Source organism: Rhizobium sp. BK176, assembly GCF_024808055.1.
The window spans coordinates 930,836-953,478 of the sequence record NZ_JANUBV010000001.1 but is presented as its reverse complement, the minus strand read 5'-3'; the positions used below and the strand labels follow the sequence as shown (position 1 = coordinate 953,478).

17 protein-coding genes are annotated in these 22,643 nt (G+C 62.3%); 3 read left to right on the top strand and 14 right to left on the bottom strand.

What is annotated here, in order from left to right:
* Window positions 1-55 precede the first annotated feature (55 nt).
* From pilV to FHT76_RS41380, 13 genes are all read right to left on the bottom strand, one after another.
* Window positions 56-1,582: a shufflon system plasmid conjugative transfer pilus tip adhesin PilV gene (gene pilV / locus FHT76_RS05215; protein ID WP_259184707.1), complete on the bottom strand. Its 1,527-nt coding sequence runs from the start codon at window positions 1,580-1,582 to the stop codon at window positions 56-58.
* Between the two features lie 96 nt (window positions 1,583-1,678).
* A complete protein-coding gene (locus FHT76_RS05210; protein WP_259184705.1) occupies window positions 1,679-2,191 on the bottom strand; it encodes a hypothetical protein in 513 nt (170 codons plus the stop codon).
* A gap of 12 nt (window positions 2,192-2,203) precedes the next feature.
* Window positions 2,204-3,265 carry a type IV pilus twitching motility protein PilT gene (locus tag FHT76_RS05205; RefSeq protein ID WP_259184704.1) on the bottom strand — a complete coding sequence of 354 codons (1,062 nt, stop codon included), beginning with the start codon at window positions 3,263-3,265 and terminating at the stop codon, window positions 2,204-2,206.
* A gap of 55 nt (window positions 3,266-3,320) precedes the next feature.
* The gene (locus FHT76_RS05200; RefSeq protein ID WP_259184703.1) at window positions 3,321-4,388 is read right to left on the bottom strand and encodes a type II secretion system F family protein; all 1,068 of its coding nucleotides are present in this window, start codon (window positions 4,386-4,388) and stop codon (window positions 3,321-3,323) included.
* Window positions 4,389-4,468: 80 nt separating this feature from the next.
* Complete coding sequence (locus FHT76_RS05195; protein WP_259184702.1) at window positions 4,469-6,346, bottom strand: GspE/PulE family protein; 1,878 nt, start codon at window positions 6,344-6,346, stop codon at window positions 4,469-4,471.
* A gap of 59 nt (window positions 6,347-6,405) precedes the next feature.
* Window positions 6,406-7,170, bottom strand: a complete 765-nt coding sequence (locus tag FHT76_RS05190; RefSeq protein WP_259184701.1) for a hypothetical protein — start codon at window positions 7,168-7,170, stop codon at window positions 6,406-6,408.
* A complete protein-coding gene (gene pilO2 / locus FHT76_RS05185; RefSeq protein WP_259184700.1) occupies window positions 7,130-8,491 on the bottom strand; it encodes a type 4b pilus protein PilO2 in 1,362 nt (453 codons plus the stop codon). The genes FHT76_RS05190 and pilO2 overlap by 41 nt, the downstream gene beginning before the upstream one ends.
* A 28-nt stretch (window positions 8,492-8,519) precedes the next feature.
* Entirely contained in the window at window positions 8,520-10,154 is a 1,635-nt protein-coding gene (locus tag FHT76_RS05180) for a pilus assembly protein (RefSeq protein ID WP_259184699.1), read from the bottom strand.
* A gap of 27 nt (window positions 10,155-10,181) precedes the next feature.
* Entirely contained in the window at window positions 10,182-11,018 is an 837-nt protein-coding gene (locus FHT76_RS05175) for a toxin co-regulated pilus biosynthesis Q family protein (RefSeq protein WP_259184697.1), read from the bottom strand.
* Between the two features lie 96 nt (window positions 11,019-11,114).
* Entirely contained in the window at window positions 11,115-11,561 is a 447-nt protein-coding gene (locus FHT76_RS05170) for a hypothetical protein (protein WP_259184694.1), read from the bottom strand.
* Between the two features lie 244 nt (window positions 11,562-11,805).
* Window positions 11,806-11,967, bottom strand: coding sequence for a hypothetical protein (locus tag FHT76_RS05165; protein WP_259184693.1), 162 nt, complete (start codon window positions 11,965-11,967; stop codon window positions 11,806-11,808).
* 145 nt (window positions 11,968-12,112) lie between these two features.
* The gene (locus tag FHT76_RS05160; protein ID WP_259184692.1) at window positions 12,113-12,880 is read right to left on the bottom strand and encodes a hypothetical protein; all 768 of its coding nucleotides are present in this window, start codon (window positions 12,878-12,880) and stop codon (window positions 12,113-12,115) included.
* Window positions 12,881-12,931: 51 nt separating this feature from the next.
* Window positions 12,932-13,273: a hypothetical protein gene (locus FHT76_RS41380; protein WP_405049494.1), complete on the bottom strand. Its 342-nt coding sequence runs from the start codon at window positions 13,271-13,273 to the stop codon at window positions 12,932-12,934.
* Here FHT76_RS41380 and FHT76_RS05155 point away from each other — a divergent pair.
* The 3 genes from FHT76_RS05155 to FHT76_RS05145 all read left to right on the top strand — a co-directional run bounded on the left by FHT76_RS05155 (window position 13,255) and on the right by FHT76_RS05145 (window position 16,119).
* Window positions 13,255-14,376: a radical SAM protein gene (locus FHT76_RS05155; protein ID WP_259184691.1), complete on the top strand. Its 1,122-nt coding sequence runs from the start codon at window positions 13,255-13,257 to the stop codon at window positions 14,374-14,376. The two genes, FHT76_RS41380 and FHT76_RS05155, sit on opposite strands and share 19 nt — an antisense overlap.
* Window positions 14,370-15,593 carry a hypothetical protein gene (locus FHT76_RS05150; protein WP_259184690.1) on the top strand — a complete coding sequence of 408 codons (1,224 nt, stop codon included), beginning with the start codon at window positions 14,370-14,372 and terminating at the stop codon, window positions 15,591-15,593. The genes FHT76_RS05155 and FHT76_RS05150 overlap by 7 nt, the downstream gene beginning before the upstream one ends.
* A gap of 130 nt (window positions 15,594-15,723) precedes the next feature.
* Complete coding sequence (locus FHT76_RS05145) at window positions 15,724-16,119, top strand: hypothetical protein (RefSeq protein ID WP_259184689.1); 396 nt, start codon at window positions 15,724-15,726, stop codon at window positions 16,117-16,119.
* 62 nt (window positions 16,120-16,181) lie between these two features.
* On the opposite strand, the gene FHT76_RS05140 is transcribed toward FHT76_RS05145, so the two are convergent.
* Window positions 16,182-22,640, bottom strand: coding sequence for a putative Ig domain-containing protein (locus tag FHT76_RS05140; RefSeq protein ID WP_259184688.1), 6,459 nt, complete (start codon window positions 22,638-22,640; stop codon window positions 16,182-16,184).
* Between the last annotated feature and the right edge of the window lie 3 nt (window positions 22,641-22,643).

The following is a 22,643-nucleotide window of genomic DNA, read 5'->3' as shown; positions in this document are numbered from 1 at the left end:
CTTGGGCGGCCGTAAAGAAAAACCCCGCCTGAAGGGGCGGGGTTCGAGACTTGGATCATTCTCCGTAGTAGCAGAAGGTCTGTGCCACTGCCTGACGGGTCGTGTTGTCCGCCTTCGGGTCGCCTACCCAGTTGACCGTCCAGGTCAGGCCGTTGTCGGTGGCGACAATGCCCTGTCCCGTCTGGACCCAGGCGTTTGCGGTGTCCACGTTGACGGCACCGACGAAGGTGATGCCACCGGCGGTCTGGTTCACGACGTTGAGAGGAACGTTGACGCGCGCCTTTACCGAGTCGACCTGCTTGTAGACCATGACGCGGGCGTTGTTGTAGCCGCCGCGGCAGGTGGGCTTGGGAACGATCCCCGCTTCGTTGACGATGTAGGAATACTGCGTGACCGTCCGCGGCAGCAGGTCTCCGAGCGTCACGGCTGCCGCGAAGTTGCGCGCTCCACCCGCGACGTCGTTGCCGAACACCTTCGCGTCGATGTTGATGCGGCCGGCGTTCATGTCGCCGACGATATTGGCGTTCTGCGCGACTTCCAGGTTGCGCCCGGCCCTCAAGTCGCGTGTCGCCTTGACGTCGTTTCCGGCCGTCACGTCGACGCTGGCCATGACGTTCTTGCCGGCGACGGTTTCCTGGGCGACGACGTTGCGGCCAGCGGTGACGTCCTGGGCGGCCTTGACGTCCCGACCCGCGGTGACGTCCTGCGTGGCCTTGATATCGCGGTCGGCCCAGATGTCACGGGTGGCGCGCAGCGAGTTGGGCGCTGTGTCGTCGCCGATGATGACGGTGACGTCGCCGGTCTTCGGGTCGTCGACGCCCGAGATCATACCGGCGTTCTTCAGCGAGTTCTTGTTCATGTCGATGTGGGTGTTCATCCGGTTGGCTTCCGGATTGCCCACGTCGTTGCGGTAGAGGAAGTCCTTCAGCAGCGAACCGTCTTCGAAATTCATCGTCATCTGGAGCGTGCCGGTGTCGGGGCGTGTCGCAGCGGCTCCCCACTGGGATGCGTCCGTACGCCAGCCGCCGTTGACGCCGAGGACATCGCCGCTGTCCGACGAAAGCGGATAGGTCTTCGGAACGAAGCCGCCAGCTTCGCCGACGAGGCGGGCGGTGGAACCAAGCATGCGGTCGGGGATTTCACGGCCGCCGTAGGTGGTCAGCATGGCGTCGAGCGTCGTCGAGTTGATCTTGCGCACGAGGAGCGCGGTGTTCTGCTGGAAGGCGTTCGTGTCCACGAAGCCGGAGGTGAGAAATCCCTTGTCCTGGAGGCTGCCCGCCGGAACAGCGCCGCCGGCGGCCGTCCGGCCGACCTTGATGACGAGCGCGCCGCTCGTGGGGGCTGTCGCCAGAAGCGTCGAGTAGTTGGCCGAAAGGTAGCCCTTCGCGGCTTCGCCGATCGTCTTCATCCTGTCGGCGGTGTTCTTGGCGACGATGCGGTCGCTCTCGTTCTGCTGCATGTTGATGTAGACCACGGCCAGGACCGCGGCGATGGCCAGGGCCGCAACGGTTTCCATCAGGAACGCGCCGCGACGGCGGGAAGCCAGCAGTCTCTTCCTGAAATTGTTGTTTGGCGTCTTCATATCGGTCTCCGAATACGTACTTGGTACCATGGTATTAGAATGTTCCCGCCGGCCGAATTCTTCATTTTCGCCGGCAGGTCGTCACATTCGCGCAGTTCACATGTGGGAGACGATGACGGGGCTGCCGTCCGCCATCGCCGCGGCGATGGCCGGCGGCACGTCGACGACCTTCTTGTCGTAGATGCCGGTCAACGCAGTCAGCTTCACTTTGCCGGTCGACTTGTCGAAGACGCCGATCATGGAGGACTCGCCACCCATCTTGTCGTTCAGGCCCGCCATGATGACGTCGTAGGAGAGGCCGGAGGACTTCGGAACCGTCGAATTGACGCTGGTCATCAACGTCTTTGTGGCGGTGTCGTAGCGGGTGGTGAAGCGGTCCTTCGAGAACGCCGTTCCGTCCTTCATTCCCGGGAACAGATAGGCGGTGGGATCGACGATGGCCGTGCAGGTCGTCTCGAGGCAGCGTCTGACGGCACCCTTGTGCCAGGCCGTCATGTGGGTGGCCATGATCTGGCGGTCGATCTTGAACTGCTCCTCCTGCGCCGGGATGCCGAGCGCGAGGTACAGGATCAGGCTGAGCATGCACATGGTGACGTAGATGATCTGCATCGATCCTTCTCCTCAGTTCGGGTTGAGCGTCACCGGTTCCTTGTCGAGGGCGACCCTGCTCTTCTGCTGCTCGATGAACGACACGAGCTGGCTCGTGTCGCCTTCGCGGATCATCGAACGGATACCCGCGTCGTCTCCGACGAAAAGCATTTCCGTCTTGAGGACCTTGCGGTTGCCGCTCTGCGAACGCTGCGTCAGCAATTGTTGATGTATGACTCCGGCAAGGCCGTTCGCAAGCTGTTCACGTGCGAAGCCGATATTGTCGTCGGCGCGCGCCGTCAGCGTCAACAGGGAATCGATGGCCTGGATGACGCTGCCCGCGTGGATGGTCGTCAGCACGAGGTGACCGGAGATCGCGGCGCGCAACGCCTGGCTGGCGTCGTGCGCGCGGCGGATTTCGCCGAGGAGGATGTATTTCGGGATGTAGCGCATGGCGTCTTCGAGCTTGTCGCCGAAGGTGTCGCCTGGTTCGAGCTTGAGCTGGAAACAGTGGCCGAACTTGCCGCGCGGGCCGTTCAGCATCATTTCCGGCGGGTCTTCGATCGTGACGGCGATGTTGCCGAAGGAATGCAGGTAGGCGTTCAGGATCGAATAGGCGGTCGTCGTTTTGCCCTGTCCGGTTGCACCCGCCATGATGATCAGTCCCTTGCGGGAGGCGAGCTTGGCGAGATGGGTGACGATGGGCCTCGGAAAGCCAAGCGAGCCGATCGGCGGAATGACTGTCTTCGACTTGCGCACGGCGTACCAGGTGCCGTCGAGGTCGTTGATGACGGCGATACGGTAGCGGACGCCGTCGTGGTCGACGTGGAATTCCTTCTCGTGCTGGCCCTTATGGATGCAGGCGAGCCTGAGGTCGTTGATGTCTTCGATGTAGTCGTCGTTGATCGAAACGAGCGGCTCGTTCGCGGGCGTGTCGACCCCGCGCATCATGCACGCGCCGTTCGCCGACATGATGAGGTCGGTGAATTCGATGTCGGCGAGCTTGACCATCTGCGGCGGTCCGGGCGGTCCGCCGTTTGCTCCGCCGGAAGATGCCGGAACCGCGCCTTTTGCTGTTGGAATGAGCTTCGTCATCTGGGGATATTTCTCTCGCGCGATCTAATCAAAGACCCCGTTCCTGCCGTTTCGATTATTGGATTGCCGTTGCGATCTGCTGCTGGAGCGAGAAGATGCCGCCGTAAATCCACATGAAGGTCGCACCGAGCGCCAAGAAGCCGAGGTTGCGCAGCAGTCCTGTCTGGAGTTCGATGCGCTCGACGGATTCCTCGAGCCATTCGGTGCCGAGCTTTTCCAGCGCTTCGTCGAACTTGTTCAGGCCGGCGTAGGCGCGAAGGTCCATGACGCTTTCCTTGTCCGGGAAGTTATGGCCGGTCTTGTGCAGGGCCTCGCCGAGGTTGAAACCTTCCTTGACCCAGCGCAGCGTCGTGCCGATGCGCTCCCTGTACCAGGGGTTCGCGTCGCGCTCGAGCATGCTGAGCACCGTCGGAAGCGGGATGCCGGCCCTGATCATGCCGGACACCGTAAGCATGAAGCCCGAACCGAGAACGAGACGGTAGAGTGACCACGGCGGAAACTTGTCGAACTTCGAGCGCCACGGACCGGTCCAGCGCGGCAGGGACCACACGGAAGCGGCGATCAGGCAGGCGAGCACGGCAAGACCCGGATACAGGAACTGGTCGACGAGGCCGCCGACGAACGCCATCTGCGCGCCGATGCCTTCCCACTGCTCCTTGGGAAGCACGGAATCGAAGGCGGGGACGACCTGTCGGACGATGAGGACGAGAAGGCCGAGGGCCGCGCCGAACAGCATGACCGGATAGCTCAAGCCCTTGATGAGGGTCATCTTGATCTTGCCGGCGGACTCGTTGATGGCGATCGCCTTTTCGATGGCGACGGTGAGATTGCCCGCTTCTTCGCCGCCCTCGATGACGAGACGGTCGGATTCGGGGACCCAGCCCTTGATCGCCTGGCCGAGCTTGCGGCCTTCGGCCACCTGGCGACGCCAGTGGTCGATGATGACGGCGAGCCCTTCCTTGGGCTTGCGGCCGTCGTCGGAGGCGTGGGTCCACATGATGTCCAGCGCGCGGGTCATCGGGACGCCGTTGTTGAGGAAGCGGTTCAGTTTCCGGTAGACCCGGTTGCGCTTCTTCGCGCTGAACTGGAACTTGGCGAATTTGAGTTCAAGATTTGCCAGCATAGCAGGCGGTCCCCGTGGTTCGGTGTCTTGCGTTACCTAGAATCGTAGCCCGATTTCGAGGCGGTGAATTCGCCGGCGGATCAAAGGCCGACGAGTTCAAGGATTTTCGGGATACGGGCGGGATCGAGGTCTTCGATAAGGCCGACGAAGTGTTCGACGGAGCGGACGTCTGAGACACCCATCAATATCATCGCGAAGCCGTGTTCGAGCATGTCCATGCCGCCGAGCCTGTCCTTCCAGTAGGCGAGCGCCTCGACCTTCTGACCGGCGACGTAATAATCGAGGAACTTCTGGTCGGGGACGATCGTCTCGGCGGCGACCTGACGGCCCTTGTAGGCCTCGTAGGGATTGCCTTTGGTACGGTGCGTCGCGGCGAAGCGGATATCCTTGATGCGGTCTCCGGCAAGCTTCTCGAGAAGGACGAAAAGGCTTTCCTCGACGAGCTTGTGCTCACGCGCTTCGTCCCATCCGCACTTGTAGTCCGGATGGATTTTAGGGACGAGTCGCTGTGACACGAGACCCGTGAACTTGGTAGCGTCGCCGATCTTGAACAGGTCGAGCCCGAGGTCGCGCAGGCGGTCGAGGATGCCGATGGCGCTGTTGGCGTGCAGCGACGCCCAGACCGTGTGGCCGGTTTCGGCCGCGCCGTAGGCGAGGTTGGCCGATATGAGGTCTCGGATTTCGCCGATCATGATCGCGTCGGGGTCGTCGCGCAGGACGGCGTTCATGGCGAGGCCGAAGTTCTTCGTGCGCTCTTCCGCGGTGATCGCCGAGGCGATCGAAAGCTGCACCCAGCCCTCGATGATATATTCCGGCGGGTCTTCGATTGTGATGCCGTTGATGCCAGGACGCTCGCGCATCATTGCTGTCAGCGAGCGCTGCAGCGTCGTCGACTTACCGGAACCGGTCGGACCGCATATGATGTTGATGCCGATTGTCTTGCGGCGCATCTTGCGGATGTCGGTGATCTGGTTCGGCGTGTAGCCGAGTTCGTCGATGTCGGCGTTCGATCCGATCTTGTTGGCGTAGAGCAGACGGGCGACGAGGTAGCGGCCGTGACCGGAGGCGTAGGGGTTGAACTGGAGACGCACGGCCTGGACGCCTTGCGGGAACTTCAGCCCCTTCAGCGACGATTCCGTGACGCGGGCCTGCTGGAAGTCGAGCGGCTTGTATGTCGCTTCCGAGGTTTCCGTCATGTTGAACACGGCGTTGCAGAGCTCCAGCGCGGCACCGGCCGGCATTTCCTTGAGCTTCATGACGATGCCGTCGGTGCGGATGCGGATGATCGCCGTGTGGCGGTCGACGATGATGTGGATGTCCGACGCGCCGGTCTTGGCCGCGATCTCCAGGAGGCGAACGAAGTCGGCCTGCTTTTCGGCGGCGTCGACGCCGCGCGACAGGCTGGGGAAGCTGGCGTCAGGATTGAGGACGGACGCCTTCTCGTAGATGGCGTGGATCGTCGACATGTCGACCAGCGCTTCGCTGTCGATCCTGATGCCCCTGCGGCGCACCTTGTTGAGGACGGTGGAGGTGTCTGGATGGGCGACGTAGTCCTTGGCGACGACGAGAAGGTTGGTCGGACGCTTTTCCGGGTCTTCGCTCTCGAGCTTGAGGAGGGCGACGTACTGCGCCTGGCTGGCGGTGATTTCGGCGACGCCGCCGGGGGCCGTGAGAAGGGTCCAGTTCCTCTGGAGGAGCTTGAACTTCTGCTCTTCCGTCAGTTCGCGGTTGCGGGGCGGTTCCGGCTTCTTGGCAAGGGCTGTCGGCGCTGCGTTCTGCATCGGCTGGGTTCTTTGCTGCTGTGGTCTGGCGCTGGTCTGGGCGACGACGGGTGCGGTTCTCGCCTGCTGGGCAGGAGCCTGCGCGACGGGACGGTCGGACGGCTTTGCGCTCGGCTGGACAGCCGGCACCGGCTGGGTCTTCTTCGCGTCTTTCGAGCCGAACAGTTTGGACAACATGCCTTGCGTTTCCCGGTTTGAGGCGCGCGGAGGTCAGTCCCCGCGCGCGGCGTCTTTCATTAGCGGCGGGGAGCGGCCGGTACGCTCGTGCCGAAGGCGAGCTTCGAGGACTGGCCGTCCCTGGAAACGGTCACGCCGTTGGCGGTGATCGAGGAAACGGTCTGGCCGTTGGCCAGCACGTCGCCCCTGTGGACGGTCGTTTCGCCGTAGTAGGGAACGAGAAGGCGGGCGTTGAGATTGCCGCCGGCACCCGTGATGCTAACGATCACCGGGTTCGGCTCGCCGCCTCCCTGAGACTGCGTCTGGACCTGCTTGCTCGTCTGGACCAGCTGCTCTTCGAGCGACTTGACCTGTACGGACAGCTCGTCGCGCTCGGCGGTGACGGATTCCAGCTCGGCCTTGTTCTTGTCCTCTTCGCCGTTGATGACCTGGTAGAGTTCCTTGGCGAGCTTCGCCTTCTCGACCTGGTTCTTCAGGGCTTCGATTTCGCGCTTGTCGCTAGAACGGGCTTCGACGTCCACGTTTTCACGCTCGTTGTCGACCGAAGCGCCGACGAGTTCCTTGAGGCTCTTGCCGCCTTCGCTGGAGAGCTTCTTGATCTTCTCGTTGGCGTCGCCGACGCTGGCACCTTCCGGCAGCTTGAAATCGGGCTGCTTGGCGGCCGCGGCCGGCGCGGCACCTGGCAGGACGAGTTCGCCGGGGCTGTTCGGCTGGAGCGGAGCGACTTCCTGGGCGTTCGCCGTGGAAATCGCGGCCGACGCGATGAGGACAGCCAGAGCCGCCTTAACGCCGAACGGCGTTTTCCGGGAGTGGTAGTTGTTCATAGGCTTTCCCCTTGATGGTGTAAACGTTGTCTTCGACCTGGTATTCGAGGCTGTCGAGCATGAAGCCCGGCACCGCGCCCAGGACGTCCGCGAAGCTCAACGGGCTTAACGAAGTCTTGAATTCGATGTTAACCCCGGTCCAGAACTCGTTGGTATCGGCCGGCGAAAAAGACACCTCGGTGCGGCGAGATTCCATGATCTGGAGTACCGAGTTGACGATCACGGCCTTCTTTTCCGTCTCGATGTCGGCCGGGATTTTCGGGATGTTGCCGACGGCCCAGCTGAACGCGAACGGACCGGCCGATCCGGCGCTCGGAGACGACAGCTGCGGCTCGAGGCCGTTGTACTTCACCATGCGCATCGCGCCGGTGATCGGCATGCCGCCTTCGTCGAGGCCCTTGTCGCGCGTGACGTAGGCCGCGATGTCGGCGTTGTCGCCGCTCGGCTTGCATTCGAGGCTCGTGACGGTCCAGCCCGGGATGTCGAGCGGGAACTTCTTGACCTCCTGGAAGCAGCGCTCGAGAACGTGCGTTCCCATGAGCTGGCCGTCCCACGGCATCGGCGGAACGACGACCTTCTCGTCGGCGAGGCCGATCTGCGTCTTGGCCTGCTCGAGAGCCGCCTGCGCTTCCTCCTGGATGCGCTCCTGCTCGATCTTGTCCCACCAGTAGCGAGCGCCGAAAATCACGGCGACGGCGACCACGCCGATCACGCCGTACTTTACGTAGCTGCCGGAACGCTTGATGTCCTTGAGGCGGACGTTCGTGCGGCCGGTCAGCACGCTCTCGATCGAGACCTCGCGGGCTCCCGCGATCTCGAGGCCTTCGGGTGCGATGACCTCGGGGAAGTCGTATTGGGCGGTCAGCCTGATCAGCTGCTCGTTGGCTTCCGGCAGGTTGTCGATGAACCGCTCGGCGTCCGACAGGATGTTGTCGTCGCGAACGGCCAGCAGGTAGTAGCCGCCGTCGACCTCGAAGAGGGCGAGGAAGCTCGACCCCTTGTTCTGGCAGATGTGGGCGGCCAGCGAGGGAAGGTTTGTCTTGTGACCCTGGGCGGCGTAGCCGAGGCCGAACTGCGTCTTGACGCCCTTGCGGACGCAGAAGAAGTCGGGTCGGTCGGACTGGCCCGCACCGTAGGCGCGGGCTTCCTTGACCACCTTGCCTGGGTCCTGCGGGCTTTCCCATTGCAGGTCGACCGCATAGTCAACCTTGCCGATCTTGACCGAGCCGCGCAGCGCCGACGGGGTCGACGGGCCGAACCCCGAGGCCGGGACGTCGGCGAAGTCGTCGTCGAGATTGAAGTGGTCTTCGTTGTTGCTCATGCGGACGTTCCGATCCTTGTCCCCGGGCTTACTTCAGCACGGTCGGCGTGATCATGATGACGATGACTTCGCGTTCCTTCGAAGCCGAGGCGCTGCCGCCGAGCAGCGAAAAGAGCGGGTGGCCCGTTCCGCTGTTCTGGGTGGACGAGCGCACCTGCTCGAAGCCCGCGAGAACCAGGGTCTGGCCGTACGGGATGTTGGCGTTCTGGATGAAGTTCCTCTGGTTGAGGCGCTTCAGCTGGACGGTGTTGTCGCCGATCTTGCGTTCGTCGAAACCGTCGTCCGTGCCGACCAGTTCCTTGATGTTGACGCCGTACTGGAGAAGCACGTCGCCGTTGCGCTGGATGCGCGGCATCAGCTGGAGGGCGAAGCCCGTCGATACGGTGTCGGTCTCGAACGTCGTGTCCTCGGTTCCGGCGTCGGTGTCCTTCTCGACCGTGATCTGCTTGATGTAGTCGCGGTCCTGACCGACCTGGAGCGGAACGGGCTGGCCGTTGACGGTCGTCAGCGAGGCCGTGGTCACGACCGAGACGTCGCCGCGCTCGGAGAGCGCCTTAACGGCGGCGTTCGAACCGTTGTACTGCGAAGCCGCGTCGACCAGCGCCCATCCGAGCGAACCGCCGCCCGAGATCGCGCCGGCAGTGCCGGAGCCGCCGAGCGTGATGCTGTCTTTGGCGGACTTGAAGACGCCGCCGATGTTGAGCGCGAAGTCCTCGTTGTCCTTGACGGTGACCGAGTAGACCTTGACCGACAGGGCGACCTGGTCCTTGAGGCGCAGGTTCAGGTTGTCGATGTAGTCGCGGGCGCGGTCGACGACGGCAGGAGACCCCGTGACCGTGACGACGCCCGTCGAGCGGTTGATCGAGTAGCTGTCGCCGACGAGCTTGCCGAGCGCTGTCGTCAGTTCTTCGAAGACGTTGACGGTCACGTCGGTCTTGGCGTTCGCGCCGCCCTTGTTTTCGCCGAGCTCGCCGAGCGCGAAGCCGAGGCTGGTGACCATCGGCAGCGCAGGCACGTCGAAGCTGCGGGTGACGGTGCTGTCGATGACGATCTTGCCGCGCTCGTACTTCCACGAGACGTTGAAGTTGGAGGCGACCAGATCGAGCAGGTCGGACAGGCGGCCGTGGAAGTTCAGGGACATCGTCCCCTGGACGGGGCCGGCGGAGGCGACGATGGACGCCGGAGCGGCCGAGTTCGAAATCTGCTGGAGCGCCTGGTCGATCGGGAAGCCGGCCGGAACCGGGCCAGCGGCGAGCTCGGGCGCTACGGCCTGCGGCTGCGCGGCTGCGCCGCCGGTGCTTGCCGCGACCGGAACGTTGGCGGCGACGACCACCGGAATCTTGGTTTCCGTGGTGATGATGGACGCGACTTCCTTCAGGCTGATCGAAGCGTTGCCTTTGGAAATCGTGACGCCATTCGCCTTTTCGACCCGCTGCGGAAGCGGCTCGCCGTGTTCGTTGACGACAGACTTGGTGCCGACGAAAACGTCGCCGTGGGTGTTGATGACGTTCTTCTGCGCGGCCGGCAGCGGAGCCTTGGCCTCGGACAGAAGATTGGACGACTCCGCGCTCGTCGAGCGGATGTCGTTGGCCGCACGCTGGTTGACGCAGCCGGTTGCCGTCGAAGCGGCGAGGACGGCCAGGAGGATTTTGGTGAACTTCATTGGGAGGAGGCTCCTTGACCTGAGGTGTTAGCGGTTGACTTCGTCGGACAGCTTGTTGCTGATGACGATGACCTTGTTGCCGGTGTAGTAGTCGACCGTGATCTGCGGACGGGCGTCGCCCATCGCCTTGATGAGGTCGGAAGACGCCTTGACGAAATCGCCGGTGAAGGTGGCGTTGGCTTCGATCAGGTAGTCGTGTTCGCTGTTCCAGATGACCTTCCAACCGGTGGCGTCGGCCCAGGTGTTCAGCGTGGAATGGAGCATGTAGCCCTCTTCGACGATGAACGAACCCTTGCCTTCGTACTTCTGGAAGCCGTCCTTCTTCGCGTCGACGATTTCCTTGTCCTTCAGGACCTCGCCGGACTTGGCGCTGTCGCGGTACGGGCGGATGGTGAAACCGCCGCCGCCGACGGCAGCCGTTTCGCGTGCGGCAGGAGGATCACGGGGTTCGACGCGCGGCGCGGGAGCTGCATGCGGCTTCGGGGCGCGCTTGCGCTCGGTGCCGCCCTTCTTCTGGACGATGTCCTTGGAAGGGGTCGAGGAATAGGGACGGGCTTCCGATGCCTTGGCCTTGACGATCACGACCGTGCCGGAGCCGATCTCGGCCTTGAGGCCCTTCTTGGCGACGGCCGAAGACAGCGCGCTCTGCCAGTCGGGAGCCGAACCCCAGGTGACCGACGTCGACTTGTCTACGCCAGCGCCGTAATCGACCGTGAAGCCTTCCGGCACGATCTGCTTGGCGGCGCTTTCCAGCGGGATGTCGGAGCCGAAGCTGTCGAACGCGGCGAATGCCGATCCGGAATTCATGACTCCGAGGCCCACAACGAGGCTCCCGAGGATCAAGGTGCTGCGCAGAGATTTCATGTGGTTCCCCTAAGTATTCCTGCAAATTGACTTTGCTGATTGCCTGTATTCGATGGTCATTTGCAGTAACAGGCAGGTCAAGATGCGTGTTGAACTTTATTTGTTCTTCGATTGAACCCAGAAGCCATAGCCGGCGCAAGCAAGGGCGACCCATGCGGGTATCTTGTGGCGCTTGTGCCACAGGTGGACCGCCTGACGCTTGATATTGAAGACGTTGGCGGTGCTTTCGTAGGTCTTGAAGCCGTGATCGTTGCGCCACTTCTCGAGTTCGGAGAACGTCATGTTTTCGAGCGTGGCGGGCGCGATTTTCCCGTCCTTGCCGGCGGTTCCGTCGTAGAGCGCGATGGCGAAACGGACCCAGAAGGCGATTTCGAGGTCTTCGGGGTTGCCGGACTTCACGTCCTTTTCCCAATTGCGGATGGTCTGGCCGGAGAGGCGGAAATAGTCCTTGATCTCCTCGGGCTTGGTCAGGCCCTTCGACGCGCACCAGGCGAAGAAGTCCTTCTTGTCGAACGTGTCGATCGTCTCAACGGTGTCGGTCATTTGTCGTCCACACTAAATACAATACCGCCCGGAGCCGCCGGGCGCGGATCGCGAGTGTTGGACAGACTTTGGAAATTCACCGGGGCCGAATGCGGCTCTAATAAGTTAAAGGTAAGCGTGGGAACTGAGGCGCGTCAACAGTATAGTTCCAGTAAAATTCATGACTTCACGAAGTAATCGGGCGCGATGTCAACATTGTGCCTCAAGACACTGAAAATGCGTGGAAACTGGAAGCGGGAGACCGTCAGGCGTATTCGGGCTGACGGCCGAAGTCCGGATTGAACGCTCGATTCTTGTCGCCGTTGTCCAGAGCCTGGTTCAGGGCGCGCTTGTACGACCGCCAGATTTCGGCGGGAGCGAGTTCCTTGTACAGGTTCAGGTTTCTGACGTCGCAGACGGTGTGCATTGATCCGGCAATCTTGGATGACGAAATGAGCGGTATAGCTGTTCGTCAACATTAGGTCGGCGATTTGCAAGAAACGCGATTTATTTCGCTTGTGGCTGGCAAAGGAAGGGTTGGGCCGTCGTGCGGCCCAACCGAATTGGCGATGTCAGGCCGTTTTGCGGGCGGCCGCGATGCGCTGGTTGACGAGATCGGCCAGGCCACGCGCATCGATCTTGCCATCGACAGCGGTCGGCGAGGTGATGGAGTCGACCAACGTACCTTCGCGACCGTAGATGTCGACGCGCTCGAGGCCCATTTCATCGACTTCGACCAAGGCGTGGCCCATGCCGTCCCAATACACGGTTTTGACCGTGGCTTTGCCATTGGCCTGCTTTGTCGCGACATGGAGACCGTTGTTGCCGACGCGAAGGCAGTGTCCGGCGATGTGTTCCATCGCCACCGGCAAAAGGTCGCCCGAATAGCCCTGCTCGCGGATTTCGCGCAGCGCCGCACGTCCGAGCCTGCCGAACGAAAGATAGGTGACTGCCACGGTCACGGCGGCGGCCATGAACATGGGAAGCGCGAGAGACGCGATCGGCGGCTTGCCTGTGATCAGAGCGGAAACGATCGCGACGAGGCCCAAGCCTACGAACAGTGCCACCGGAAATAGAGACGTGTGATAGTCTGAAGTCGCCTGTACCCGATCCACGTCCGTTCTCGCCTCGACCGACTTCCACGCGGCGTTGGCCTTGGCGACGGATTGATGGATGACGAAGCTTTTGCCGACGTCGTCATCAATCGTCTTGGCATGGCGGGCGAGGGCGGACGCCGAAACCTCGTAAGCGCTGTTGGCGCGCAGTGCGGCATTGACGAGAAGGTTGGTCGGAACGCCCTTGAACGGGCCGATGTCGGCATATGGTTTTGGATTGCTCATCTGAAATTCCTTTCTGGAATATACAAATTCAAGAGGTCAAATCTTAATCTGTCAACATGCTGTCATGCCCTTCGTCTTAAAAACAAAGGCTCCGGTGAGGAGCCGGAGCCTTTGTTTTTTTGGTTGCCTGCGAGGTGGGTCAGTTGACCTTACGGGAAGCGACTGGTCGGCCGACGAGCCGTTGCCAAGCTGGCCGTTCGTGCCGAAGCCCCAGCACCAGGCCGCACCGTCGGTCTTCAACGCGCAGGTCGCGTAGCGGGCCTTGCTTCTTTGGATTGACGGCGTCGGGGTTAAAAAGAAGACTCCGCAACGGATTTCGTTGCCAAGACACGGATGCGGAAATACTATTTCATGGAAACAAGGATACCGTTGCCATGGCAGCACACAGAACATTCCTCTACCACGTCAACGTCACCCGCGACTGCAACCTGCGCTGCACGCACTGCTACATTTCGTCGATCGTGAAGAAGCATTCGGGCGAGATGGAGCGGCAGAACGTCATCAACATCGCTAACGGCATCGTCAAGCACATGGAGCGGATCGGCTACGATCTGGCCGAAATCCACCTGATCGGCGGCGAACCGACCCAGCTCGGCGTCGACTTCTTCGAATACGTCATCCCGGAAATGCGAAAAATCCTCGACGGGCGCGGCTTCAAGTACAAGCTCTGCCTCGTCAGCAACCTGATCCATCCGGAAATCGTCCGCATCGCCAGCCTGTTCGATCAGGTGGCGACGTCGTGGGAGCCGGAAACCCGCTTCCCCAAGGCCAAACTCGAGCAGATGTGGCGCAAGAGCATGCAGCGGCTCAGGGATGCGGGCATCAAGTTCGGATGCACGACCGCCGTGACCAAGCCGCTGATCAAGATGGGCGTCGAGGCGATGATGCAGAAGCTCTACTACGAAGAGGGCATCAAGAACATGCACTTCGGCTTCTTCATCCCGTCGGGGGACGGTCTCGACCACATGGACGAAATCTTCCCGGCCTTCCACGAGACATCCGCCTTCCTGATCGACGTCGCCAACTGGTACCGCGAGCGGCGGCTAGAAGACCCCGATCTCTACGTGAACCCGGCCGAAAGCCTCCTGCAGGCGATCCACACGAACCAGCCCGTGGACGACATCGTCTGTCCGATCATCGCGGGTTCCATGGACATCAACTGGGACGGCAACGCCATCAGCTGCATCGAGGCGGGCGGCAACACCGAGGTTCCGTGGTCGGGCAACGTCTACGAGACGTCGGTCGACGAAGTGTCGCAGACGGCCTCCTTCAAGCGCGACGTCATCAACGCGCGCCGGCCGCACAAGGCCTGCATCGGATGCGACGCTTACCAGTTCTGCCGTTCGGGCTGCGGCGTGCTCGCCAAGTATTGGGACCCTGAGAAGGACGCCGATTGCCCGGGATTCAAGGGGTTCATCGACCACGTCCGCCATCTCCACGACGACGGTGTCAGGCCGAAGGCGCTCGAGTTCGCGGGAGGCCATGCCGGATGCTGACGGCGACGTCGGAGAACGGCAAGGCGACCGAGCTTCAGGTGCAGATCGACGACGTCTACGCCTGCCTCGGGCTCTGCGCCGGCTGCGTGCTTTCTCCGGACGAACGCAAGGGCAAGACGCCAGACATGCCTGCCAATATCCTGGAACTGGCGATCTCGCGGCTGGTCGAGCATGCCTCGGCGATGCGGCCGCTGAATCGCGTCAACGTCACCTTCGCGATCGCCGACCACATCCTGATGGGCGCGGACTACATGAAGCGCATCCACGCGCTGGGGTCGAAGATCGTCAGGGCGGGGCAACCGGCCGCGATGGACTACAGCGGCGTGTTCTTCACGACATCGCTCGTCGGCAAGCCAGCCCGGGTGATAGACATGCTGAAGGAGGTCCGCGACAGCATCGAGGAAGACGTTCCGTTCATACCGCTGGTCGTCCTCGACGGCCGGGTGGTCAACGCCACGAAATTCGGGACGCAGTGGCGCGAAATGGTCCTGCACGCCAAGGAACTCTTCGGCAAAGTCGACCTCAACACCAACCTGTCGGTCGAGGCGTGCGCTTTGATGTCGCCGTCCGAATTGCTGTCCTTCGCCGCCGACAACGGCTTCGACGACGTCACCGTCAACTGGACGCCGACGCTTGCCAACGCCAGCGCCACTCTTTCGGATAACAAGGCCATCGCCAACTGGCTCATCGCCTTCGACGAGCTCGTCAGGGCCCGTGGAGACATCACGACGGGATACGGGCAGTATCTCGACCGGGTCGTCGAGAACGCGATCCGCGACAGGGGTCCCGATTCCGCATCGGGAATGGCGGATTACGTGAAGGCCTTGGTGCCAGAAACGATCAGGAAGTCCGTCGAGGTCGATCACCACGGCAACGTGCTGGCGAAGTTCGAAGCCGTGGGCGACATTCCCCACGCGCCGCGCCACGGACTGCGGCCGCTTGGCCACGTGTCGGAGGGGAGTATCAACGACATCCTCGCGAAGGCGAGGCCGACGATGCTACGAAACGTCATGACGCAGCACGCGAAAGGCGCTTGCCTAAGCTGCGACTACAACGCCGTCTGCGCCGTCACCGGGTTCCACGTGTCGACGGGCGTGGCGAGGATGACCGGGCGGAAGGAAGCCGCGGGGCAATGCCCGCACGTCGCCCGCCCGCTGATCGAAGCGGCTTACAGGCGCGCCATGGCGCAATCGACGGCGGTGGCCGCAACCCCGTAACGGCAGACGGGCGTCGCTGGCTGAGGCTTGAGTTTCGTCGTTTTCCGACTATTTTTCGAGCGCTCGCTCAACATCGCGAAAACGCGCGGTAGAATGGGAGTGTCACCACCACACACCATGGAGTTACCGCATGCAGATGCAGACATACTTCTATGACGATTCCAAAGCACTGGACTGGGAGCCGTCGACATCTTTCAAGGTGATCGACGCCATCCGAGCTTCCAACCGCGGATTCTTCGACGAATGGGACACGAGCGGCCATCCAGGCATGAAGGCGGCAAGGCTCGCGCGGGCACCCGACGCCAAGATGACGACGTCAGACATCAGGGCCTGGGACGATCTCGTCGTCAAGGAGCTTATTCCTTCCGTGGACCGCGAAATCGATGGCCTCAAATCGGAGGCCGAAAGGCTAGGTGTCGACGGATCGCCAATCTACGAACATGCCGTCGGTTTGCAAAACGAACGCAAGGCGTGGATCGCGAGGTCGCACGAACGTTTCATGGAAGCCTATCGTCCGCACCTTTGAGGCACCGTATCTCGAAGCCGCGTTGAAGTGGAAAAGCCCCGTTTCCGGGGCTTTTCTTTTCTTTAAGGAGAGACAATGTACGTCGTGCCGTAGACGTCATTTGGATCGGCGGTCAGCTTCGAGAACTCGTAGGTCCAGGTTATGCCGTCGGTGGAGGACTGCACGATAGGCGTGCGGAACGGAGTAACCGCCGCCGTCCATGTGTTCGTGTAATGCATCGTCAGCCTGTTGATGGCGACAGGCTCGGTGAAGCGGTAAGCCCTCCAATACGCGCCGTTCGCATCCGCAACGATGTGGCCGCCGTCGTAAGACGGGCCGGAAGTCGACCACACCTGGTCCGAGGTGAAGACGTTTCCGGGGATCGTGCTTCCGACGATCCCTATTCCCGCGATCCTGGACGGTGCCGCGCCTGACGCGGTCGTGCCTTCCCAGACAGTCCAGTCGAAGCCGCCGAGGACGTAGACGCCGAAGCGTCCGTCGAAATATGCGGGAGTGCTTTGATCGAGGACGCGCCAGTACGTCTTGCCGCTCGCAATCTTCATGCCCGCGACTGTCGTCGAAGCGGTCTTGCCGTCCTTCGAATCGGTCACCGTCCACGTTACCGTGAACGTCGCCGCATCACTGACAGCGGCATCGATACGACCAGAGATCGCTCCGGTCGCCGTGTCGTAAGTGATCCCGCTCGGAAGTCCAGTAACCACGAAGGAAGCCGTTCCGAATACTCCGGAAACGGTGGGCGCGAGCACCTTCGTGTAAGTCGCGTTCTTGTCGAAAGCGAACGAGGTCTGGCTGATTGTCAGCTGCGCGACGACCGCTTGCGTCAAGGCCAATGTCCCCGTCCGGCCGAATTCGTCGGTGACGACCACGGTTATCGGCCAGGTTCCGGCATCCGTCGGCAAGAGGACGGGATGGGTAAAGATGCCCGTCGTCGTGTCGAAGGCACCCCTGCCGACCGACTGGACCATCGCGTAGGTCAGATTGCCGATGACGTTGTCGAACAGCGGCTTGTCGGAGGTGAAGGTGGAACCGACGCGGGCGGTGTACGAGGTCTTCTGCCCGGCCGTCGGAACGATCGGGTCCTTCGGCGCGACACCGAACCAGAAGGCGGGCGTTTCCGAACTGTCGCCGTTCTGGGCCGTGACCTTGATCTTGAGATCGCGGACGATGATCGGCTCGCTCGGCGTTCCGGAGATGGTTCCCGTTTTCGTGTCGAACAACAGCCCGGCAGGGAGACTACGGTTAATGCTGTAGACCGTCCCTGCGTAATTCCACGGCTTTCCTGCGAGGCTGTCCTTGACGGTCGGCGTGAACGGCGTCGACGCCGTGCCCTGCTTGCCGAAGACCATCCGGTTCCCGGGAATGGCGGAGATCACCGGGCTGGCGTTGATCGGAGCGACGTGGATCGTGAAAGCGTTGGAGTTCTGGCGGTCCTCCAGTCCGTTGCCGAACGTGTCGACGGCCTCGATCGTCAGGCCAGGGTAGTCCTTTGCCTCGGCGATCACGTTGTTGACCGAAGTTCCGGAGGACTTGTCGAAGGCGAATATCGAGCCGGTCGTCGGGTCGACGTCGATGCCTTCGGGCCAGCTGCCCGCGCCCTTCTTGTAGGTGACGGTGCCGACGACGTAATCGGTGGCGATCGTGCGGGTAAGAGCCACGGACTGTTCGGTGGCGACGATCTGCGGAACGGTGACGCGCAGCGAAGGCAGGACCGCGATGCGGACAGGCTTGGATGTCACGCGGTTGGAGGCGTCGGTCACGAAGACGTCGACCTGGTGGTCACCGACCGCGGAGAACTGACCGGAGACCAGTCCCGATGTGCCGTTGATCGCCATCCGGGTGGCGAGGTCCCCGGAAATGTCGTTCGAATAGTAGCAGACAGCGCCGTAGGTGTTGGACGACGTCGCCTGCATCGCGAACGGGTATCCGACCTTGGTCTTGATGTCGGAGACGTTGAGGACGATGGCGTCTGTCGGCAAGATGACCGTGAAGGTCAAGGTGATCGACGCCGATTGACCGAGCGAGTCGACGGCCGATACAGAGACGTTGTCGTATTTGCCGACGACCGTGGGCGTGCCTTCGAAGGACACCTTGCCGTCGGTGACGGTCGGGGTCATGCCTGGCGGCAGGTTCTGAACGCCTGTGACGGTCCACGACCCCTTGGGGATGACCCGGCCGTAGGGCGAGTTCAAAGCCGTCACGACGATCGGTGTCGCCGGGGCGTTGACCAGGAGACCGGCCGGGTTTGCGGTCGCCGAAAGTTCGAGGCTCTTCCGCTCGGCGACGTTGAAGGTGAAGGCGTTTGCCGTGACCGTGCGGCCGGCCGCGTCACGGGCGCGATAGACGATGCCCGGGAAAGAACCCGTTGCTTCGGGATACCCCGCATAGACGAGAGAATCGGTGCCGGAGGCGCTCACATTGGGCGGAAGTGTCCCGGCGGTCTTCGTCCAGGTCACGGGTCTGCCGTAGGCGGCGTTCGAAAGCACAGTCCTCATCGTCGGCGCGTTCGTATAGCGGTAGAGCTGCTCGGTGTCGGAGGCCGACGAGCCGACCATGTTCACCGCGACAAGGGGATCGGCTGGAGAAACGGAGATGGTAATCTCGGGCGAGTATGCCGTGTTGTTTGGCCGTTGGCTTGGAACCGCCTTGATGTATTCCTTCTGGTGGTCGTCCGAGGCCACAAGACGAATCCCGGCGAACGTGCCGGCCTTGGACGGAACGCCCTTGAGCGTCAATGCAGCGCTGTCGAAGACGAGGGCATCGGGAGGCAGGTAGTCTCCCGCCTTGTCAGACGGCAGGGAAGCCACCGCGGCACCGCCGATCTTGTGCCCGACGACCTTGCCGGCACCGTCGAGGGACAACTCGTGGAAGTTGGATTCCTCGTCCGTCCAGCTGTAGCCGAGAAGCGGGCCTCCATCCTGACCGTAGGTCGTGTTGACCAACGTTCCGGGCAAATCGCCATCGATCGACCAGCTGATCTTGCCCATGACGTAGCGAAGATCGGGATCGAAAGAGGCGTCGATGGCCTCTCCCGCCTTTGGCGAGTACTGCTTGCCCGTCAATAGCGTCTTGCTCATAGACGCGATGGACAGGGGACGGACGACCGTGAAACCGTAGGCAAGCGGCGTCGCGAGGGTCCGGCCGTCGTCGTCCTTGGCGTCGACGTAGACGATGATGGCGGCGTCGCCACCGGTCGGCCACGAGCTGTCGTCGGAGAACGCGCCCGTGGAAGCCGAGAAGTCGACCGTCTCCGGAAGAGCGGCGGGGGAAGTCAGGAACTTGGGGCTGCCGACCGAATTGGTGACGGCGATGGCCTGTGTCGTAAAGGGCTCTCCCTGGCGGAGTAGGAAGCTGGCGTTCGCGTTCTTCGTTTCGACGTTGCCGGCGAGCGTTGCCTTGATCGCGACATCCACCGGGCCGGAAGCCGGTGTCGTCCCTTCCTTGTCCGCGACCGATATCCTCACGTTCCAGAGACCGAGACCTGCCGGGCTACCCGTCAGAACCCCCTGAAGCGGATCGAGACCGATGCCGCTCAGGCCTTCCGAGACGGCCTGGGCCTGATCCAGGGAATAGCTCAGCGGCGTGACGGCTGACCCGCCGACGATCGGTGCGATGTTGTCCGTCGAGACCAGCGAGTAGCGTCCGTTTCCGAGGTCCTTCAGTCGGAAGGTCGCCCTCGCGGGACTATAGGCGAGCGTCAGCGGCACCGGATTGACGACCTTGATGGCGAAAGGAGGGGTTTCGGACACGAGCGTTTCGCCCGTCCCCGCTGTCGACGTCGCCTTCAGCTTGAGGCCGGAGATGACCGTGCCAACGGGGCGGCTCGTCATGCCCGTGATCTTGCCCTGCTGGTCGACGGAGAATTCGGGCGGCACGGTGATGCCGTCGGCCCAAGCCCATGCGGGTTGTGTCCAGAAGCCGGAGACCTGTTTGCCCTGAATGGCGGTTGACGCGGTTCCCGCATCCGAAAGGCGAGGCAGTTCGAAGCTGTCTCCGCCCATCGTGACTTTCGGATATCCGCGCACTTCGAGCGGCAGGTCCACCGACCCTTCGCGGCCTGCGCCGTCCTTGAAACGCACGTGGACATCACCGTTGAATTCCTCCGTCACGTATCCCGAAAGGATACCCGTTGCCGGATCGAATTCGAGACCCGCAGGCTTCGGCGAGGCATCGAGGAAGACCACGGCGTCGACGCCGCCGATGACCGTGTCCTTGTTGATGGCCGAACGTAGGCTTGGAACATTGAGCTTCGGAGACTGCTCGCCCTTGTCTCCCTGTGCCGTGCCGTGGAAGGCCCTTGCCAGACCGGAAGGCGTCGGCCAGTCGCGGACAGTGACGTTGAACTGTTCGGACGTAACCGACGAGCCTTCGCTGTCCGTCGCCGTGATCGTGAACGGGCCGATTTCCCCGATGAATGACCGGTCGATACCCTTCAGCGCCGTCATGTCGCCGGTGGTCGTGTCGAAGGCCAGCCAGTCGGGGATGCCGCTTCCGGAAACGTCGTTCAACGTCCAGGTAATGGCGAGGTTCTTGGCACCCGGCGGCTGCGTGACGTCGAAGACGCGCTTCTGCGGCTTCTGGTCGGTATCCCATTGTGCGGTGAACAACGGAGGCACGACGGGATTGGCTGCGATCGGATCGCGGGGATCGACGATAACGGTGAATTCGTTCGAGGTCTTGGTGTCACCGGAATAATCGGACAGCTCGACACGGAAAGGACCATAGCTTTTGGCGTCCGCGGCGGTTGCACCGTAGATCGTGTCACCTGAAAGAGCAATGCCCTGAGGAAGGCCGCCTGCGTTTTGGACGACCTTGAAGGCCGGATATTTGCCGGGATTGGCCGTGTCCGGAATTACCGTCGAAAGATCGTAAGGAAGCGTCGCCCATGTCTGTTGCGCTGCGTGGCGCTTGACGTGGACGGCCGCGATGTCACCGAGGGACAGGTGGTCGTGGACGAAGAAGTTTACCGCACCCGGCGTCGCCTTGGTGTCGCCGTTGGAAAGCGTGAGCGGGACGGAGCGTTGGCCAGGCGTGCCGAAGGAGCCGGAAAGGCCGAGCGACGGCGTGTCGGTCGTCGGTGTCGTAAAGGAAAGCGTCGGCCAGTCGGACGGCGTCGTCAGGGCAACGGAATACGGGGAAATGCCGCCCGCCACGGTGATCTTGCCGTTGTAGGTATCCCCGACGCGGATATGCCGCGACTGCGCCGGAGTGGCGTCGACCAGTCCGACCCCCTTGCTTCCGACTTCGACCCGATAGAAGCACTCGGTCGACACCGTGTTTGAGCCGTTGGTAACGTCGATACGGACTTTGAAAGTCTGGTCGTCGCCGACTTTAGCAGGGGTCCCGGAGACCAAGCCATCCGGTGAAAGCTTGATTCCGTCGGGAAGCTGGCCCGAAGCGAGGTGATAGCTGATCTCGCCCTGGCCGCCGTAGGGGCGGGGGACATAAAACCGGTTGAACATCCCTGTGTATAGCTGGACCGGTGTCGACGCGTCGGCGTTCGGAGCGCAACCCGGTTGCGGATCGGACGAGCCGAACGTGAACCAGTTCGAGTAACCGGTCGTCTGGTCGCTGTCGAGCGCGCGGAAACGGATGCGCGCCGTATCGTAGGGACGGGTGATGACCCCTGAAATAACGAGGTTCTTGTAGTCGTCGTTCGAAGACACGCCGAGCGGATACTGCTGCCCGTCGTCGAGTTCGACGAAGTACCGCGGCGCGCGTTTCGGATCGATTTCACGATTGACCTTGTACTTGGACGGAGCTCCGAATCCGACGGTGATGCCCGAGCTGACTTCGAGCTGCGGCAACGGAGTAACCATGTCGGCGATTTTCGGGAAAGTCGGGCCGTCTTCGACGACGTAGGAGCCGATGTAGGTCACGACGACCCCGCCTGTGTAGTCCAATCCCTGACCGAGGATAGACGACCGCACCGCCGTCGTCGGGGTTCCTTCGATAAAGGGGCCGTTGATAGAGACACCGGCCGGTGCCGGCTTCAGGTTGTTCCATCTGAATACCGAGATGTTCGACGGGATCGCCATCTCGTCGACCTTGTACTTGCCGGTGTGGTTGTAGATGTCGACCTTGACGGGCGCGCCCTTGATCGTCACGACGTCGAAAGTCGCGACAGCCGAGGCGACCTCGTTGCCGAGTGCGTCGTAGCCGGCGAGATATGCAACCCGTCCAGCGACCTCTTCGGATGGCGTACCGGAAAAGGTCAGCGTGTCAGGGTCAAAAATAAGACCCCGCGGCAGAGCGCCGCCGACGACGCGCCAGTTGTCGTCCGCCCACTGCGGCTTCATCGGCAGACGTTCTGAGAACTCGTAGCCTACGCCGGCGGCGTAAAACGCCGTGATGTCCTTGGTTTCGGGGTCCGGATTCTCGGGGGTGTACGGCTCGGTCAGCGAGGTCTTGTAGCGGAAGAAGAACTGGCCGTCGGCACCGGTCATGGCGCTGGCGAAAGAGGGCGAGATCGAGGTCGTCGCCAGGGTCAGAGACAGGAAAGAATTCTGGAAAAAGCGGAACATGAC